15 protein-coding genes and 1 riboswitch are annotated in these 16548 nt (G+C 69.9%); of the genes, 11 read left to right on the forward strand and 4 right to left on the reverse strand.

Annotation, left to right across the window (positions count from 1 at the left end; all coding sequences use genetic code 11):
• Nucleotide 1: 1 nt before the first annotated feature.
• On the reverse strand, nt 2–1171 hold the full coding sequence (locus tag AL072_RS22115) for an ABC transporter permease (protein WP_045584340.1): 1170 nt from the start codon (nt 1169–1171) through the stop codon (nt 2–4).
• Nucleotides 1172–1355: 184 nt separating this feature from the next.
• On the opposite strand from AL072_RS22115, the gene AL072_RS22120 reads away from it, so the two are divergent.
• The 8 genes from AL072_RS22120 to AL072_RS22155 all read left to right on the forward strand — a co-directional run bounded on the left by AL072_RS22120 (nt 1356) and on the right by AL072_RS22155 (nt 10793).
• The gene (locus AL072_RS22120; RefSeq protein WP_045584341.1) at nt 1356–1688 is read left to right on the forward strand and encodes a (2Fe-2S) ferredoxin domain-containing protein; all 333 of its coding nucleotides are present in this window, start codon (nt 1356–1358) and stop codon (nt 1686–1688) included.
• 131 nt (nt 1689–1819) lie between these two features.
• On the forward strand, nt 1820–2734 hold the full coding sequence (locus AL072_RS22125) for a DMT family transporter (RefSeq protein WP_045584342.1): 915 nt from the start codon (nt 1820–1822) through the stop codon (nt 2732–2734).
• A gap of 33 nt (nt 2735–2767) precedes the next feature.
• Nucleotides 2768–2881: riboswitch (TPP riboswitch) on the forward strand.
• A 57-nt stretch (nt 2882–2938) separates the two neighbouring features.
• Entirely contained in the window at nt 2939–4090 is a 1152-nt protein-coding gene (locus AL072_RS22130; RefSeq protein WP_045584343.1) for an ABC transporter substrate-binding protein, read from the forward strand.
• 3 nt (nt 4091–4093) lie between these two features.
• Nucleotides 4094–4966: a branched-chain amino acid ABC transporter permease gene (locus AL072_RS22135; RefSeq protein WP_045584344.1), complete on the forward strand. Its 873-nt coding sequence runs from the start codon at nt 4094–4096 to the stop codon at nt 4964–4966.
• A gap of 34 nt (nt 4967–5000) precedes the next feature.
• Nucleotides 5001–6707: a branched-chain amino acid ABC transporter ATP-binding protein/permease gene (locus AL072_RS22140; protein ID WP_144428337.1), complete on the forward strand. Its 1707-nt coding sequence runs from the start codon at nt 5001–5003 to the stop codon at nt 6705–6707.
• Nucleotides 6704–7405 carry an ABC transporter ATP-binding protein gene (locus tag AL072_RS22145; protein WP_045584346.1) on the forward strand — a complete coding sequence of 234 codons (702 nt, stop codon included), beginning with the start codon at nt 6704–6706 and terminating at the stop codon, nt 7403–7405. The genes AL072_RS22140 and AL072_RS22145 overlap by 4 nt, the downstream gene beginning before the upstream one ends.
• A gap of 126 nt (nt 7406–7531) precedes the next feature.
• Complete coding sequence (locus tag AL072_RS22150; protein ID WP_082109230.1) at nt 7532–8890, forward strand: hypothetical protein; 1359 nt, start codon at nt 7532–7534, stop codon at nt 8888–8890.
• Between the two features lie 61 nt (nt 8891–8951).
• A complete protein-coding gene (locus tag AL072_RS22155) occupies nt 8952–10793 on the forward strand; it encodes a chloride channel protein (RefSeq protein ID WP_052710304.1) in 1842 nt (613 codons plus the stop codon).
• A gap of 10 nt (nt 10794–10803) precedes the next feature.
• On the opposite strand, the gene AL072_RS22160 is transcribed toward AL072_RS22155, so the two are convergent.
• Nucleotides 10804–11829, reverse strand: a complete 1026-nt coding sequence (locus AL072_RS22160) for a LysR family transcriptional regulator (protein ID WP_045584348.1) — start codon at nt 11827–11829, stop codon at nt 10804–10806.
• Between the two features lie 295 nt (nt 11830–12124).
• A complete protein-coding gene (locus AL072_RS22165) occupies nt 12125–12820 on the reverse strand; it encodes a peptidoglycan-binding domain-containing protein (RefSeq protein WP_045584349.1) in 696 nt (231 codons plus the stop codon).
• A 538-nt stretch (nt 12821–13358) separates the two neighbouring features.
• On the opposite strand from AL072_RS22165, the gene AL072_RS22170 reads away from it, so the two are divergent.
• The 3 genes from AL072_RS22170 (at nt 13359) to AL072_RS22180 (ending at nt 15444) form a co-directional block, all read left to right on the forward strand.
• Complete coding sequence (locus AL072_RS22170; RefSeq protein WP_045584350.1) at nt 13359–14540, forward strand: OpgC family protein; 1182 nt, start codon at nt 13359–13361, stop codon at nt 14538–14540.
• Nucleotides 14541–14649: 109 nt separating this feature from the next.
• Nucleotides 14650–15093, forward strand: a complete 444-nt coding sequence (gene panD, locus AL072_RS22175; protein ID WP_045584351.1) for an aspartate 1-decarboxylase — start codon at nt 14650–14652, stop codon at nt 15091–15093.
• Nucleotides 15094–15147: 54 nt separating this feature from the next.
• Nucleotides 15148–15444, forward strand: coding sequence for a hypothetical protein (locus tag AL072_RS22180; RefSeq protein ID WP_045584352.1), 297 nt, complete (start codon nt 15148–15150; stop codon nt 15442–15444).
• Nucleotides 15445–15517: 73 nt separating this feature from the next.
• Here AL072_RS22180 and AL072_RS22185 read toward each other — a convergent pair whose 3' ends face one another.
• Nucleotides 15518–16144, reverse strand: coding sequence for an ATP-dependent Clp protease proteolytic subunit (locus tag AL072_RS22185; protein ID WP_045584353.1), 627 nt, complete (start codon nt 16142–16144; stop codon nt 15518–15520).
• Nucleotides 16145–16548: the final 404 nt, after the last annotated feature.

Consider the following 16548-nt stretch of genomic DNA (forward strand, 5'->3'; position numbering starts at 1 on the left):
CTCAGCTCCTCCCCGTTCCGCCGGGGCCGGCTTCGGTCGGGCCGGCTGGGATCGTTGGCGCCCCGCGGCGGCGGAACAGCGCCTCGATCTGCGGCTTGAACAGGTTTTCCATGGCTCCGGCGAACAGGATGACCAGACCCTGGATGACCATCACCAGTTCGCGGTTGATCGTCGGATAGTCGAAGGACAGCTGGCCGCCGCCCTGCGCCAGGATGCCGAACAGCAGGGCCGCCAGGATGATCCCGACAGGATGGTTGCGCCCCATCAGCGCCACCGCGATGCCGACGAAGCCGACCCCGCCGGTGAAGTTCAGGATGACGCGATGCTGCACCCCCAGGATCTCGTTGACGCCGACGAAGCCGGCCAGGGCACCGGAGATCAGCATGGCGATTATGATGTTCCGGGCGGGCGAGATGCCGGCATAGACCGCCGCCCGTTCGTTCCTCCCCACGGTCCGCAGCTCGTAGCCCCAGCGGGTCCGGCGCAGGAAGAGATGGAACAGGGCGCAGCAGGCCAGCGCCCACAGGAATGACAGGTTCAGGGGCGAGGCCGGGATGGCGATGCCGAACCAGCCGAGCGCCCGGTCCATCGACGGCAGCCAGACGCCGAGATCGAACTCGCGGGTTTCCGGCGACTGGCTGCCGGGGCGGATCAGCACGTCCACCAGCAGCCAGGTCATCAGCGAGGCGGCGATGAAATTGAACATGATCGTCGTGATGACGATGTGGCTGCCGCGCTTGGCCTGCAGCCAGGCCGGAATGAAGGCCCAGGCGGCTCCGAACAGTGCCGAGGCCAGCACCGCCAGCAAGGCCACCACCGGCCAGGGCCAGCCGGTCAGCGCCAGCGCCACCAGCCCGGCGCCGAGCCCGCCCAGATAGGCCTGTCCCTCGCCGCCGATGTTGAAGAGTCCGCAATGGAAGGCGATGGCGACCGCCAATCCGGTGAAGATGTAGTCGGTGGCGTAGTAGAGGGTGTAGCCAATGGCCTCCGGGTAGCCCACCGCCTCCGTCAGCATCAGCGACAGCACGTCGACCGGATTCTCGCCGATGACCAGGATCACCAGCCCCGACAGCACGAAGGCCGCGACGAGGTTGAGGACCGGCAGCAGCGCATACCCGACCCAGCCCGGCACGGCGCCCGGCTGTCCCCTGACCGACCCGCTCAGAACCACCGGCGTCTCCTGTTCAACCCATGCCTGGAGTCTTAACCGGCAACCCCTGCGCTGACCAAGCATTTCGTCCGCAGGCGGATCGAGGCTGATCCCCAACTTAGAAGCATTACAAAAATCTTGCCGCGGCGCAGCAATCTGGCATGATCATTACCCATACAAACTGTATGGCCATGGAGCACGCCCGATGCCGCTCGACGTTCCGCAGACCTTCCGCCACCACGTCTTCTGCTGCGCCCAGCAGCGCCCGCCCGGCCATCCCCGCGGTAGCTGCGCCGCCAATGGCGCCCATCCGCTGTGGCAGCGGCTTGACCAGAAAATCCAGGGCAAGGGGCTGGCCGATATCGGCATGGCGATGACGGGATGCCTCGGCTTCTGTTCCGCCGGTCCGCTGATGGTGGTCTATCCGGAAGGCATCTGGTATCGGCCCGAAACGCCGGAGGACATCGACGAGATCGTCGACTCGCATCTGGTCAACGACGCGCCGGTGGAACGGCTGGTGATGGTGCTGACCCGGTGAGGTGTCGGCTGACGATGCCCCCACCCCGCCGAAATTCCACGCCGGTCTGACCTGCGGTTGTGGCATTGGGACGCGATGGGGATTGCCCATAATGTGGGCATCTTCCGCCATTGCCGTCCCGATTCCCTGCCATGACCGACGCCGAGACCGCCGATCTGCTGCCCGCCGAGGCCGATTCGGTTCCCTATGCCGTCGGCTGCTTCCTGATCGCCATCCTGCTGTTCGCGGCGATGGATACGCTGATCAAGGTCCTGACGGCCGATTACCCGGTGCCGCAGCTGATGTTCGTGCGCTCGCTGGTCGCCTTCCTGCTGGTGGGCGGCTATACGCTGGTGCGCGGCGGCGGGATTGCCGCGATGCGGACACGGCGGCCCTGGGGCCATGTCTGGCGCGCCTTCGCCGGCCTGATCTCGATGGGCTGCTTCTTCTATGCCTTCAGGGAACTGCCGCTCGCCGACGTCTATGTGCTGAGCTTCGCCGGTCCGCTGTTCATCACTGCGCTGTCGGCCCCGCTGCTGGGCGAGCCGGTGGGCTGGCGCCGCTGGGCCGCCGTTGTCGTGGGATTCGGCGGTGTGGTGGTGATGGCGCAGCCATCGGCCGGGGCGCCGCTGGTGCCGGTGCTGGTCGGGCTGGTCGCCGCGCTGTTCTATGCCCTGGCGGCGCTGGCGGTGCGTGGCCTGTCGCGGACCGAGACCAGCGCATCGATCGTGCTTTATCTCCTGTTGACGACGACGGTGGTCAGCGGCGCGCTCGCGGTCCCGGTCTGGACGGCGCCGACCGCCTTCGGATTGGGGCTGATGTCGCTGGTGGGGGTGCTGGGCGCCGGGGCCCAGGTTCTGCTGACCCAGGCCTTCCGCCGGGCACCGCCGGCGGTGGTGGCGCCGTTCGAATATACCGGCATGGTGTGGGCCAGCCTGTTCGGCTGGCTGGTGTTCGGCGACCTGCCGACGGTGCCGGTGCTGGTCGGTGCCATGGTCATCATCGGCAGCGGCCTCTATATCCTGCATCGTGAAACGATGATGGCACGCCGCCGGCTGGGTTCTTGACAACAGGCGCTTGGCGGCGACACTCTCGCCGCTCGTTCACGGCTGGGGTGCCTGTGCCGACGCATGCTGTGCGGACGCATGGGCTGAGACACACCCATCGAACCTGATCCGGGTCATGCCGGCGAAGGGAGCCGACCGGATCCGCAAGGCGGCTCCGTTCCTCCGCGTCGCCACGCTGCCGGCGCGCGTAGGGAGTTACAGGTCATGCGGCGCACGCTTTCCCTTCTGATCGGCCTGCTGGCGGCCACGTCGGCGCTGGCATCCTTCGGTGCATTCCCCGGCGCCCGGGCCGACGACGCCCTGTCCTTTCCGGTGCTGGTGCCGCTGACCGGCTTCCTGTCGCTGGAGGGCACCAGCCAGCGCAACGGCGCGGTGCTGGCGCTGAAGCAGACCCCGGCCGGCATCGCCATCGCATCCGAGGTGGTCGACACCGGCACCTCGCCGGAAGCGGCGGTGACGGCGCTGGAGCGTGCGGCCGGCAGCGGCAGGGTGGGCGCGGTCGCTGCCAGCATGCTCGGCACCCAGATGCTGGCGATGCTGCCGCTGGCGCAGGAGCTGAAGCTTCCGCTGGTCACCGTCTCCGGCACCGCATCGATCACCGAGCAGGGCAACCCCTGGGTCTTCCGATTCTTCCCCGGCGACGCGGTGACCAAATCCGCCCATGCCCGCTATGTGGTGGAGGAGTTGGGCAAGCGGCAGCCCGCCGTCATCTACCAGACCACCGCCTATGGCCAGAGCGGCAAGGCGCATCTCGACGCCGCCTTCAAGGCGCTGGGCGTCACCCCGGTGTTCGAGGAGGGGGTGGACCCAGCCGCCAAGGATCTGCTGCCGGTGCTGACCAAGGCGCTGGCCGCCAAGCCCGACGTGCTGGTGCTGCACCTGCATTCCGGCCCGACCGCGCTGCTGCTGAAGCAGGCGGCGTCCAGCGGTGTGACGGTGCCGATCGTCGCCGGCTCCGCCATGCACCAGCCGAGCACCGCGGCCCTGCTGGAGCCGGCGGAGCTGAAGGGCGTCTGCGCCGAGACGGCGGCTTCGCCGGTTTCCGGCGGCACACCGGAGGTCGAGGCCTTCACCGACGCCTACCGCGCCGCCTTCGGCAAGGAGCCGGACGCCTTCGCGCTCGGCCAGTATGACGGCATGACCATGGTGCTGGAGGCGGTGAAGGCCGGCGCCCGCAGCCCCGACGCCATCCGCAAGGCGCTGGCGGCCGGGACCTTCCAGGGCCTCGCCATGACCTACCGGTCGGACGGCAAGGGCAACATGGCCCATTCCGCCGTCATCGTCTGCTATGACGGGACCAGCCGCGTGCCGGCGCTGGTGAAGCGCTACGACGACCCGACGCTTGCGGCGAAGTGACGGATGGCGGCGCTTCAACTGCTGGTCAACGGCTTGGCGCTGGGGGCGGCCTACGCCCTGGTGGCGCTCGGATTCGTTCTGGTGCTGAACGCCACCTCGGCGGTGAATTTCGCCCAGGGCGACCTCGTGATGGCCGGCGGCCTGCTGGCGGTGGCGCTCGCGCCGCTCATTCCTCTTCCGGGCATCGTGCTGTTGCCGGCGGTGCTGGTCCTGATGGCAGGGCTCGGGCTGCTGCTGGCGCTGGCGGCCTATCTGCCGCTGCGGCGCCGGCCGCCGGTGTCGGTCTTCATCAGCACCATCGCCGTCGGCATCATCCTGCAGAACGGCGCCGCCATCCTGTTCGGGCCGGAGCCGCGCGCCGCCCCGCCGCTGATCGTCGACGACACTCTCCATGTCGGCGGGCTGGCGCTGCCGGTGCAATCGCTCGCCATCATCGCGGTGGCGGCGCTGCTGATCGGTGCGCAGCAATGGGTGTTCGCCCGCACCCAGCTCGGCCGCCGGCTGCGGGCGACGGCGCAGGATCCGGAGATGGCGCGCGCCTGCGGTGTGCCGGTCACCGCGATGATCCTGGTGACCTTCGCCATCGCCGCCGCCTGCGCCGGGGCGGCCGGGCTGCTGCTCGCCAACCGCTATTTCGTCACCCCGACATCGGGCGGTGACCTGATCCTCAAGGCCTACATCGCGGTGACGATCGGCGGCTGGGGGTCGGTGCCCGGCGCGGTGGTGGGGGCGCTGCTGATCGCACTGTTCGAGGTGGGGGTGTCGTCGGTGCTGTCCTACCCGGTGGCGCTGGGGGCGCTGTACCTGACGCTGCTGGCGATCCTGGTTCTGCGGCCGCAAGGGCTGTTCGGCGAAGCGGTGCGGCGCCGTGGGTGAGAGGCGCTTCCCTCGCTGGAGAGGGGCGGATGCCGTGTTGTCCGCGGCTGCCCTCGCCCTGCTGATCTATGCGTTCGCTTTCGCAACTCCCTACGGCCTGCGCGTCCTCACCGTCGCCGGGGTCTATGCGCTGGCCGGCTTCGGTTTCCAGATCGTCTTCGGGCTGGGCGGGGCGCTGTCGCTGGCGCAGGGCGCCTTCTTCGGCGTGGGCGCCTATGTCACGGGCATCCTCGGCAGCCGCTACGGGCTGGGCTTCGAGGCGACCTTTCCGCTGTCGCTGCTGGTGCCGCTGGCAGTGGCTCTGCCGGTCGGGCTGGCGGTGCTGCGGCTGGAGTCGCACTATTTCGCGCTGGCGACGCTGGGGATCGCGCAGGTGCTGCATCTGCTGGCGGTCAATCTGCCGGAGCTGACCGGCGGCGCAAACGGGCTGGCCGGGGTGCCGGGGGTGGTGCTGTTCGGCTGGGCGGTGCCGCGCGGGCTGCCGATGGCGGCGCTGGTCTGGGGATTGGTGGCGCTGGGCGGGCTGGCCGGCTGGCGGCTGACGCGCGGCCGGCTCGGCCGGTCGCTGGAGACCCTGCGCGACGACCCGCTGGCGGCAGCGACGCTCGGGCTCGACGTCGGCCGGCTGCGGCTGACCGCCTTCGGCATCAGCGCATCGTTCGCCGGGGCCGCCGGGGCGCTGGCGGTGCACACCCAGCGCGTCGTCTCGCCGGAGGTGCTGGAATTCCCGGTGATGGTCTCGATCCTCACCATCGCCATCGTCGGCGGGCGCGGACGGATGGCCGGGGCGGTGCTGGGGGCCGTGCTGCTGCTGCATCTGCCGGAATGGTTCCGCTTCCTGGAGCGCGGCTATCTGGTGGTCTACGGCATGGCCCTGCTGCTGACCGTGCTGCTGGCGCCGGATGGACTGACCGGCCTGATCGACCGCGCAGTCCATTTCCGCCTGACCGGTCGCCGTCCGCGCCCGCTGCCCGCCGCGCAGGAGCCGCCGCGGGCCTCGATCCTGGAATGTGGCCCGGCAGGTGGCATGACCGTGGACGGGCTGGAGAAATCCTTCGGTGGCGTGCGTGCGGTGGACGGCGTCTCGTTCGACCTGCCGCCGGGCGGCATCACCGGCCTGATCGGCCCCAACGGATCGGGCAAGACCACCGTCATCAACCTGCTGTCCGGGCTGGAGCGGCCGGACGGCGGGCGGGTGCTGCTTGCCGGCCGCGACATGACCGGCGCCCGTGCCGACCGACTGGCCCGCGCCGGGCTGGCCCGCAGCTTCCAGGCGGCGACGCTGCCGCAGGGCGTCGGCGTGCTGGAGGCGGTGGCCGCCGCCCGCCTCGCCATCGACCCAGACATCGAAACGGCGGAGGCGCATGCGCGGTGGGCGCTCGACCGGCTCGGCGTCGGCGATCTTGCCGGCCGCTTCTGCGACGGGTTGCCGGCGGCTTTGCGGCGGCGGGTGGAACTGGCCCGGGCAGTGGTCCGCCGCCCGGCGGTGCTGCTGCTGGACGAACCGGCAGCCGGCCTGACCGACGGCGAGAAGGCGGAATTGGCCGCCCTGCTGCGCGAGTTGGCGGGCGAGGGGATGGCGATCCTGCTGGTGGAGCACGACATGGGCTTCCTGCTGCCACTGGCCGGCCGCGTGCTGTGCCTCGACCGTGGATGGGTGATCTATGACGGCCCGGCCGACGGCGTGCGCCGGGACGCCGCGGTGGTCGCCGCCTATCTCGGCCCGGCGAGGCCGGCATGAACGCGCTGCTGTCCATCCGCGGCCTGAGCGCCGGCTATGGCGGGTCGCTTGCGCTCGACGACGTGTCGCTGACCCTTGCCGCGGGGGAGACGGTGGCCTTGCTCGGCGCAAACGGGGCCGGGAAGTCCACCTTGTTGAAGGCTTTGCTCGGCCTCGTCCCGGCGCGGGGGGAGCTGCGCTTCGACGGCGACGACCTTGCCGGGCTGGCGACGGAGGCACGGGTGCGCCGTGGCATCGGCTATGTTCCGGAGGGGCGGCGGGTCTTTCCCGGCATGAGCGTGCGCGACAATCTGGAGGTCGCCGGACTGGCCGCCGCCCGCGACCGCGCGCAGGATGTCGAGCGCGTCTTCGCCCTGTTCCCCGACCTCGCCCGCAAGAGCGGGGAAGGCGCCTGGCGCCTGTCCGGCGGCCAGCAGCAGATGCTGAGCCTGGGCCGTGCGCTGATGGGGCGGCCGCGCCTGCTTCTGCTCGACGAACCGTCGCTCGGCCTGTCGCCCAAGCTGGCCGACGAGGTCTTCGCCGCCGTCCGCCGCATCGCCGCCCACGGAACCGCCGTGCTGCTCGCCGAACAAAGCGCCGCCCGTGCCCTCTCCATCGCTCCGCGCGCTATCCTGCTGCGGCTGGGTCGTGTGGTGGCGGACGGTCCGGCGGCCGGCCTCTCGGAGGAGACGGTGCGGGACGCGTTCTTCGGAGGATAGGGGGCTCCCCTGCGTGCTCTGCGCAACAGGTGATGGCTTCCGGCAACGGTGCGGGCGGTTGCGCTTGCGGATGGCGGCGGGCGCGGATAGCTTCGCCGCCACAACCATACTATGGACTACCTCGTCATGACCGCCCGCTTCGCCGCTTCGCTGTCCGCGCTTCTCCTGCTGGGGGTGGCGCCGGTTCCGGCGATGGCCGAGCTGGTGCCGGTCGAGCCGAACATCCCCCCCGCCGCCTATTACGGCCTGCCCCCGCCGGAGGCCGAGGTGGTGATCCCCGGCGCCCCGGCGCAGGGCGCGGCCAATCCCGCCGCCAAGCCTGCTGATGCTGCCGCCGCCAATCCCGCCGACAAGCCCGATGGGCCGGGGGAGCTGATCGAAAGCTGGGACGGCGGGGCCGCCAAGAAGAAGGACGGCAGCTTCGCCTATTGCGTGGTGGAGGGCGAGTTCACCTCGGGCCATGTGCTGATGATCGCCCGCAGCCCGAAGGGGGAGACCAACATCGGCATCGGCATTCCGGGCGCCGACCTGCCCAAGGGTGGCGAATGGCCGGTGACCGTCGAGGTCGACAAGAAGCTGAAGCGCGAGCGGGTCGCCATTGCCTCGCAGCCGGACATGCTGGTGGTCTCCAACGGCAGGGACGAGGAACTGGTCGGCGCCCTGATGAGCGGGAACGAACTGGTGGTCTCCTCCGCCTCCGACCGCATCGCCTTCAAGCTCAGCGGAACGAAGAAGGTGTTGGGCGACCTGAAGACCTGCGTCGACAAGAGCGGCAACGTCCCGCCGATCAAGGTCGCCGCCGGCCGCCCGGCGGAAAAGCCGGCGGAGAAGAAGGATCGCCTGCCGGAGGGGCTGGACAGCCTGCTGACCGCCGCCGGAATCCATGATGCCGAACTGGTGCCGATGGACAAGCTGCCGCCCGAACGGCGCCCGGCCGACGTCGCCTGGCGCTTCGGCCCCATCGTCGGCGGAATCCGCGAACGCGCGGTGGGCGAGGGCTCGAAGCTCGATGAATTGTCGGACAGCTTCGCCGACGCCATGAAGCAGCGCTGCGAGGGCACGGCCACCGTCGCGCTCGATCCGCCCGAACAGGCCGGTTCCGTCTGGATCCGCACCGGCTCGGTCGACTGCGCCATGCCGCAGGGCAAGCTGCACGTCACGCTCAATTTCCTGCTGTCGCAGCGCCGGCTGTTCACCGTCCTGTTCCACGAGGCGGCCGAGCAGGACGTGCAACTGGCCGACAAGGTGCGCGAGAACCTGGCGCAGGTGCTGCGCCGCGCCGGCACTGCCGCGCCGGCCCTCGCCCCGGCGGACGGCGCGGCCTCCCCGACCACTCCCCCATCCGTCCCCCCCTCCGCCGATGCGGCACCGGCCAGCCCGCCGCCCGCCGCGCCGGCTGCTCCCTCCAACCCGGCCCCGGCTCCGGCCCCGGCAGCTCCGGCAGCGGTGAAGCCGCAGACAAAGCCGCAACCGGCCAAGCCCTGACGGAACCCACGCCCTTCCGGTCCATTGTCCTTGGACGGAAGGGCCATCAACGCGCGTGATCATGCCGGACAGCACCACCTCCATCGACGGCGTGGGCGAGAATGCCCGCGCCGGCTCGGATCCCTATGCGTCGCTCGACGCATCCGCCGCCACCAGCCTGTCGGACCGCTGGACCGTGCGCGACAGCGTGCTGGCGGTGGTGCTGCTCGCAGCATTGGTCGGCGGGGTGGTCGGGTTGGCCGTCGGTCTGCTGCATGAAGGGGTGCTGCTGATGCAGGCGCTGGCCTTCGACCTGCCGGACGGCGAGCGGCTCGGGCAGGGCGCGCCCGGCCTGCTGCGGACGCTGGGCGTTCCGGTGGCGGGCGGTCTGCTGCTGGGCGTGCTGTCGATGCTGGTGCGGCGCTGGCGTCCCAACGACATCGTCGACGCGGTGGAGGCGAACGCGCTGTATGGCGGCAAGATGTCGCTGATCGACAGCCTGCGGCTGACGGTGACGACGGCGCTGTCCAACGGCTCCGGCGCGTCGGTCGGGATGGAGGCCGCCTATACCCAGGCAGGGGCCGGGCTGGCCTCCGCACTGGGCCAGCGGCTGCGGCTGCGGCGGGCGGATTTGCGGACCATGGTGGGGTGCGGGGCTGCTGCTGCCATCGCCGCGGCCTATCACGCGCCGCTGGCCGGCGCCTTCTATGCCTTCGAACTGGTGCTGGGCGGCTATACGCTGGCGGTGCTGGCCCCGGTCGGGGCGGCGGCGGTGCTGGGGGTGGCGGTGTCCTCCCTGCTGACCGGCGGCGAGATCCCGCTGGCGCTGGGCCGGCCGGTGGAGATCGCCGGCTGGGATTACGCCGCCTGCGGCGTCGTCGGCTTCCTGGCCGGCTGGCTCAGCATCCTCGCCATGCAGGCGGTGACGGTGGCGGAGCGCGGGTTCAAGCGGCTGCCGGTCCCGCGCTGGCTGCGGCCGGCGATCGGCGGGCTGGCCTTCGGCGGCGTGGCGCTGGCGGTGCCGGCGGTGATGGGCAGCGGCCCCGGCGCCGTCCCGCCGGAACTGGCGGGCGGCGCGCTTGCGCTTGCGCTGACGCTGGTGGCCAAGATCCTGGCTTCGGCCCTGTCGCTGGGATCGGGGTTCCGCGGCGGCCTGTTCAGCGCCTCGCTGTTCATCGGCGGGCTGTTCGGCGGGCTGCTGAGCGTCGCCACGGCCAGTCTCCTGCCAGGGCTCGGCATCGACGGCGGCCTGCTGCTGCTGGTCGGCATGGGCTCGGTCGCTGCCGGCATCGTCGGCGCGCCGGTCACCATGGTGCTGCTGGTGCTGGAGACGACACAGGATCTGTGGGCGGCATCCGGCGTGCTGATCGGGGTGGTTCTGTCGACCACCGTGGTGCGGCAGGCCTTCGGCTACTCCTTCTCGACCTGGCGTTTCCACCTGCGCGGCGTGCCGATCCGCGGTGCCTACGACATCGGCTGGCTGTCGGAGCTGACGGCCTTCCGCCTCATGCGCCGCGACGCCAAGACGGTGCCGGCCGCCCTGACGGTGGAGGCGCTGCGCCGCCTCTACCCGCTGGGCTCTGCCAAGATGGTCTTCGCGGTGGACGAGGGGGGCCGGTATGCCGGCCTCGTCGACATGGCGGCGATCCACGATCCGGACCTCGACGCGGCCGCCGCCGAAACCCGCATCGCCGCGCTCGCCCGCAAGGCCGACGCGGTGCTGATGCCCGGCGACGACGCCCGCACGGTGCTGAGCCGCTTCGGCAAGGCGGAGGTGGAGGTGCTGCCGGTCCTGTCGTCCCCGACCGACCGGCGGATCATCGGCTATGTGACGGAGTCCTTCGCGCTCCGCCGTTACTCCCAGGCGCTGGAGCGCCAGCGTGGCGAGGATCTTGGCGAGCGGGGCCTGTGGGGACGCGACTGAGGAAGAAGCCTCAAACCACGCAGAGGCAGGCGCCTTCGGGATCCATCGCCACCGAATCGATGGCGACCGGCAGTTTCTCCGGCTTGGTCGGCCGCACCGCTTCGCCACGGCAGGCGTCGAGCGGCAGATCCTCGCCCTGCATCAGCGGGCAGCGTTCGAAGATCTCCGCGATCCAGTCGACGAAGACGCGGACCTTCGGCGACAAATGTCGGTTCTGCGGGTAGAGGGCGGAGATCGGCATCAGGGCCGGGCGGTATTCGGCCAGGATCTCCACCAGGGCGCCGCTGCGCAGATGGGGCAGGGCCATGAAGCGGGCGGCCTGAACGATGCCCAGCCCCTCTACGCCGCAGGTCACATAGGCATCCGCATCGTTGACCGAGACGGTGCCGGCCATCTTCACTTCATGGTCCTTGCCGTCGCGCTCGAAGCTCGGTTCATGGAGCTTGCCGGTCCGGCTGAAATATTTGACGGAGACATGGCGCTCCAACTCCTCCAGGGTCGTCGGGGTGCCGTGGGCGGCCAGATAGGACGGGCTGGCGCAGGTCACCGGGCGAAAGGCGCCGACCCGACGGGCGATCAGGCTCGAATCCTGAAGCTCGCCCACACGCAGCACGCAATCGACCCCTTCCTGGATGAGGTCGATGGGCCGGTCGCTGAGGCCCAGCATCAGTTCGATCTCGGGATAGGCGCTGTGGAACTCGTGGATGGCCGGGATGATCACCAGCCGGCCGATGGACCCGGGCATGTCGACGCGCAGCCGGCCGCGCGGCGTCTTGCGGGCGCTGGTGAACGAGGATTCCACCTCTTCCAGATCCTGCAGGATGCGGGTGGCGCCCTCCAGATAGGCAGCGCCGTCCAGCGTCAGGTTCAGCTTGCGCGTCGTCCGCTGCAGCAGCCGCACGCCCAGCGCCGCCTCCAGGTTCTGGATGGTGGTTGTGACGGAGGCTCGTGGCAGGCCCAGCGTATCGGCGGCCTTGGTGAAGCTGTTGACCTCCACCACACGAACGAAGACGCGCATCGCGTGAAGCTTGTCCATGGCCGACCTGTCCCGCTCTGGTTCACCGCCGCCTATTTAACCATGCCCGGCGATGCTGTCGACCGTCCGGACGGACATGACAGGGGCGAGCGCCATGGCCAGCCGTGGCAGAGGGGGAGGGTGCGCGGCTTGCGGCGGCCGGGGGAGGCTGCCGGCCCCCCGTTCCCCGCCATCGTCCGACGGGGGCAAAGGCCGGAAAGAACTTCACCGGCTCCGGGGCATCGGCGACGGCTTGGAGAAAGCCGCCGCGTGCCGCGGAACCGGTGTCACGGAACCGGTGCCGGTGACGTCCGCCTTATTGCTGGGTGCCGGTCTGGCCCCCGGTCTGATCCACGGAGCCTTGCGGCGAGGTCTGGTTCTGCGGGTTCCCGCTACCGGACATATCGCCCGCCGCGCCGCCGGTCGTGCTGCCGGCCGTGCCGCCCGCCGTGCCGCCTGTCGTCCGGTCGGCCGGGGTGGTCGCGCTGCCGGTGGTCCCCTGGGAGGTGTTCAGGTTCAGCGCGGCCATGGTCTGCTCGTCGGCGCGGCCGGTGGCGCGCAGGCCGTTGTCGCGCTGGAACTGCATCAGGGCGCGACGGGTGTCGGCGCCCCAGAGGCCATCCACGGAGATATCGCGGCCGTCGGTGCGATCGTTCAGCGCCTGCTGGATTTCACGGACCTGGTCGTGGCTCATGCCCTGCATCGAGGCGGTGCCATGACGGGCGGACGTACGGCTGGAGGTGCCCGAGGTCTCCTCGCGAACCTCCTTGGTGGCCCGGTCGGTCACGCGGTCGGTCTTCTTGCTGAGGCTCTCGTCCATGCTGTTGCCGGCGACCGCACCGCCGACGCCGCCGACCACTGCGCCGACCGGGCCGCCGACCACGGCGCCAGCCACGGCACCGCTGCCGGCGCCGGTCGCCGTCCGCGAGGTGTCCGTGCTGCCGCAGGCGCTCAGGGCGAACAGCGCGCCGGCGGCGGTGGCCGTCATGACGATCTTCGAAATCCCACGCATGGTTGCCATCCTTCTCGATAACGCTTCGATGTTGGCGACCCGCCGCCCGGTGCGGCCTGCACTGTCCCGCCGCACGGCAAGCGACAGCTGGGTCATATCATCAACAATCAGCAGCGGGCCTTCTTGTTCCCCGGTGTCGTGCCAGGATTTTCCTTCGGCACCGTTTCCCATGGCGTGGATGGGGGCCGGCGGTCGCAATGCTCCGCCACCGCATCGGTCTTGCGCGACCGTCAGGCCGTGGCTGCAACAGGGAACCTGTTGGCCGCCGGGGCGGATCGGGCCGATTTCGGGGGGAGGCGCACAGCGCGCGCGAGAAGGGCGTACCACCTTTCTGCCCTCCGGCCGCGATGGAAGGGGCTCCCATCGCGTTCGCCACCCGGCCGGCAAAATTGGCCATGGTGGGGTACGCCTCCGGTGGCGTGCCGGACCGATGGCGGTTCGCGATGGCCGTTCGCGATGGCGATCGATGGCGCACCCAGCCTCATGGTTCCGGGCCGGCGGCGTCCGGGAGCCGCGACAGCAGGAGAGGCATGGCTGCATGCAGCAACGTCAGACACGCGACGTCCGGCTCGATCTGTTCAAGGGCGTGGCCCTGCTGATCATCTTCGTCAACCATGTCGGCGGCAACCCGCTGGCGAAGGTGACGCCCGGCCGGTTCGGCCCGTCGGATTCGGCGGAGATCTTCGTTTTCATTTCCGGCTACGCCATCGCGCTCGCCTATGGGCCGGTGCTGGCGGAGCGCGGCTTCGCCGCCTGCCAGCGCAAGGCGCTGGGCCGTTGCCGCCAGCTATGGGCGGCCAACATCGCCACCATGCTGGCCAGCGCGCTCGTCGTCGCGCTTGCGGTCCATGTCGCCGGCCTGCCGATGGAGGCCTCCAACCGGCTGGCCAGCTTCGCGCCGCTGTTCGAGAGTCCGGCGACGGCGATGGCCTGGCATCTGGTGCTCATGTATCTGCCCTTCGCGCTCGACATCCTGGCGCTCTACATCCTGCTGGTCGCGGCGGCGCCGTTGTTCCTGTGGTCCTATGCCCGCTTCGGCATGGCGGCGGTGGCGATGTCGGTGGCCCTCTACCTGATCGCCCAGGCGGTGCCCGGCCTGATGCCGCCCAACCTGTGGGAAGGCGGCTGGAATTTCAGCCCACTGGCCTGGCAATGCGTCTTCTTCCTCGGTGCCAGCTTGGCGCTGGCGGTGCGCAGCGGCCAGGTGCCGCTGCCACGTTCCCCCTGGCTGCTGGCGGCGGCGCTGGCGGTGGTGATCGGCATGGCGCTGTGGAAGGGGGCGGCCTCCGACCTCGGCCGCGCGTTGACGCCCGACGATCTGGAGGTGTGGCTGCCGACCCGGACGATCCCCTGGGCGGACAAGGACACGCTGGGGCCGATGCGGCTGCTGCATTTCCTCGCCCTGGTCTGCGTGGCGGCGCTGCTGGTGCCGCGCGACGCGGCATGGCTGAATTCTGGCCCGGCGCGGATGCTGACCGCCTGCGGTCGGCACTCGCTGCCGGTCTTCTGCGTCGGCGTGGTGCTGGCCATCGCCGGCACGGCGGTGCTGCTGGCCGGGAAGAGCCTGCCGGTGGTGCTGGCGGTCAATCTCGGCGGGGTCGCCATCCTGCTGGTGCTGGCGACGGTGCTGGAGCGGCGGCGGACCCGGCGGCAGCCGGCGGCGCAGGTGGCATCGCCCGCCCCGTCGCCATCCGGGACGGCGGTGGCGGAAACACACTGAGCCGTTGCCCTGAACCGTGCTGCGCCGCGGCGAGACTCCGCTTGCCCTTTCGTTCGTTGTCGCTACAAACGGCCGCCAGGGACGGAACCGCTATCCAGGGGGCTGGACGATGATCAAGGTGGTGCGGGCGAAGCTGCATGGAATCCGCGTGACGGACGCCAACCTGAACTATCAGGGCTCCATCACGCTGGACCCGGAGCATTGCGAGGCGGTGGGCATCGTCCCGCTGGAGTTCGTGGAGATCTGGAACAAGAATTCCGGAACCCGCATCAGCACCTATGTGATCTATGGCGAACGCGGGTCGCGCGCCTGCGTGCTGAACGGCTCGGCGGCGCGCAGCTGCCAGCCCGGCGACGAGGTGATCATCGCCGCGTCCTGGTACTGCCAACCGACGGAGATCGCGGCGCTGAAGCCGCGCGTGCTGACCTTCAACGCCGACAACAGCATCGCCAAGGCGCTGCATTACGATGTAACGGCGCTGGAGGAGGGCCGCTACGGCTTCGCCATCCGCGATGGCCTGACCCCGGCCGACGTGCTGGAGCCAGCCGAATGACCGGCTACGGCCGGGCGTCTTGAATCCTGCGCCGGATAGGCGCATATTTCTCTTATGCAATTAAATCCGGCCATACCGTCCTACCAGGCGACGAAGCCGACCCCGCTGCTGACGCCCGCGGCGCAGATCGCCATGTCCCCGGCGGTCCAGGCGGCGCAGCAGACGGCGCCTGCGGTGCGAACCCAGACCGTCAGCGCTCCCCAGGCGGCCGGCAAGGCCGATCAGACCCGCGAGACCCGCAGCGCCACCCAGGGAAACCAGGCGGTCGACACCAACGCTGCGGCGCTGTCGGCCCAGGTGAATGGCCGGGGCTATCGTCCGCGCGGATCGCTGCTCGACGTTTCCGTTTGAATGCTTGAAAAAGAAAAGGGCCTTTCCCCGAGCGGGGAAAGGCCCTTTTCTTTGCAGATATGGACGACGCCGGTTACTTCAGCTCGTCCATCGTGTTGATGACGTGGGTCACGATGCCATAGTCCTTGGCCTCGTCCGCCATCATCCAGTAATTGCGGTCGGTGTCCTTGGAAACCTTTTCCAACGACTGGCCGGTTTCACGCGCGATGATCTTGTTCAGACGCTCGCGCATGCGGATGATTTCCTTCGCCTCGATGGCGATGTCCGTCGCCCGGCCGCCCGTTCCGCCCAGCGGCTGGTGGATCAGGAAGCGGGTGTTGGGCAGGCAGAAGCGGTCTTCCTTCTTCGCCGCCAGGAAGATGTGGCAGCCGGCGCTGGCGACCCAGCCCGTGCCCAGCATCTTCACCCGCGGCTTGATGAAGCGGATCATGTCGTGGATGGTGTCGCCCGCCTCGACATGGCCGCCCGGCGAGTTGACCACGACGGTGATGTCGTCGTCGTTCTCATGCGCGAGCGCCAGCAGCTGAGCCGACACGACCTGCGCCAGCTTCATGTCGATCTGACCAAAGATCAGGACCGTGCGCGCCTTGAACAGGCTCTGCTGCACGGCGGCGAACTGCGGCTGGGCGCTTTCCTTCGACTTCTCGTCCGGTTCCTTTTCGGGTTCGTCGTCGAACCGGGTGTATCCGACCTGCGCCATTGATGTTCTTCTCCCTCATATCGGAAGCGGGGGTATCGGGACCGGGATGCGATGTGGGGAATGCCCCGACCGCCGTCCCGCTGCCGCATGCGCCTTGCCTGTTCACCACATAGCCCGTCCGGGCTTCATGTTCAACGTCCGGAAGGTCAAAATCGAAGGGTCGGGCCGCGGCCGAATGGAACGTTTGAAACGCCGTGCAACAGTTTTCCGGCCCTGTTCCACTGTTCCACGCGCCGAACATGGGGTGTTCTCCAAGGTCGCGGGGCACGACGGTCCTTCCTATCACGCGGCGGCGGCGCGGGTAAGGGCCGGCTCCGAAATCCGTCTCGGGGCCGGGGAACGGCGCGGTTCCGGGCGGTTGACGCCGTTCGCCTTCCACGGCCAAACTTTGCCGTCAGGCGGGT

The sequence above is a fragment of the Azospirillum thiophilum genome (assembly GCF_001305595.1).
Lineage (GTDB): Bacteria > Pseudomonadota > Alphaproteobacteria > Azospirillales > Azospirillaceae > Azospirillum > Azospirillum thiophilum.

What these genes read in the sequence shown, in the direction of transcription:
- AL072_RS22120 (WP_045584341.1), top strand. Translation starts at nt 1,356, where the DNA reads ATGCCGCTCGACGTTCCGCAGACCTTCCGCCACCACGTCTTCTGCTGC.
- AL072_RS22125 (WP_045584342.1), top strand. Translation starts at nt 1,820, where the DNA reads ATGACCGACGCCGAGACCGCCGATCTGCTGCCCGCCGAGGCCGATTCG.
- AL072_RS22130 (WP_045584343.1), top strand. Translation starts at nt 2,939, where the DNA reads ATGCGGCGCACGCTTTCCCTTCTGATCGGCCTGCTGGCGGCCACGTCG.
- AL072_RS22135 (WP_045584344.1), top strand. Translation starts at nt 4,094, where the DNA reads ATGGCGGCGCTTCAACTGCTGGTCAACGGCTTGGCGCTGGGGGCGGCC.
- AL072_RS22145 (WP_045584346.1), top strand. Translation starts at nt 6,704, where the DNA reads ATGAACGCGCTGCTGTCCATCCGCGGCCTGAGCGCCGGCTATGGCGGG.
- AL072_RS22150 (WP_082109230.1), top strand. Translation starts at nt 7,532, where the DNA reads ATGACCGCCCGCTTCGCCGCTTCGCTGTCCGCGCTTCTCCTGCTGGGG.
- AL072_RS22155 (WP_052710304.1), top strand. Translation starts at nt 8,952, where the DNA reads ATGCCGGACAGCACCACCTCCATCGACGGCGTGGGCGAGAATGCCCGC.
- AL072_RS22160 (WP_045584348.1), bottom strand. Translation starts at nt 11,829, where the DNA reads ATGGACAAGCTTCACGCGATGCGCGTCTTCGTTCGTGTGGTGGAGGTC.
- AL072_RS22165 (WP_045584349.1), bottom strand. Translation starts at nt 12,820, where the DNA reads ATGCGTGGGATTTCGAAGATCGTCATGACGGCCACCGCCGCCGGCGCG.
- AL072_RS22170 (WP_045584350.1), top strand. Translation starts at nt 13,359, where the DNA reads ATGCAGCAACGTCAGACACGCGACGTCCGGCTCGATCTGTTCAAGGGC.
- panD (WP_045584351.1), top strand. Translation starts at nt 14,650, where the DNA reads ATGATCAAGGTGGTGCGGGCGAAGCTGCATGGAATCCGCGTGACGGAC.
- AL072_RS22180 (WP_045584352.1), top strand. Translation starts at nt 15,148, where the DNA reads ATGCAATTAAATCCGGCCATACCGTCCTACCAGGCGACGAAGCCGACC.
- AL072_RS22185 (WP_045584353.1), bottom strand. Translation starts at nt 16,144, where the DNA reads ATGGCGCAGGTCGGATACACCCGGTTCGACGACGAACCCGAAAAGGAA.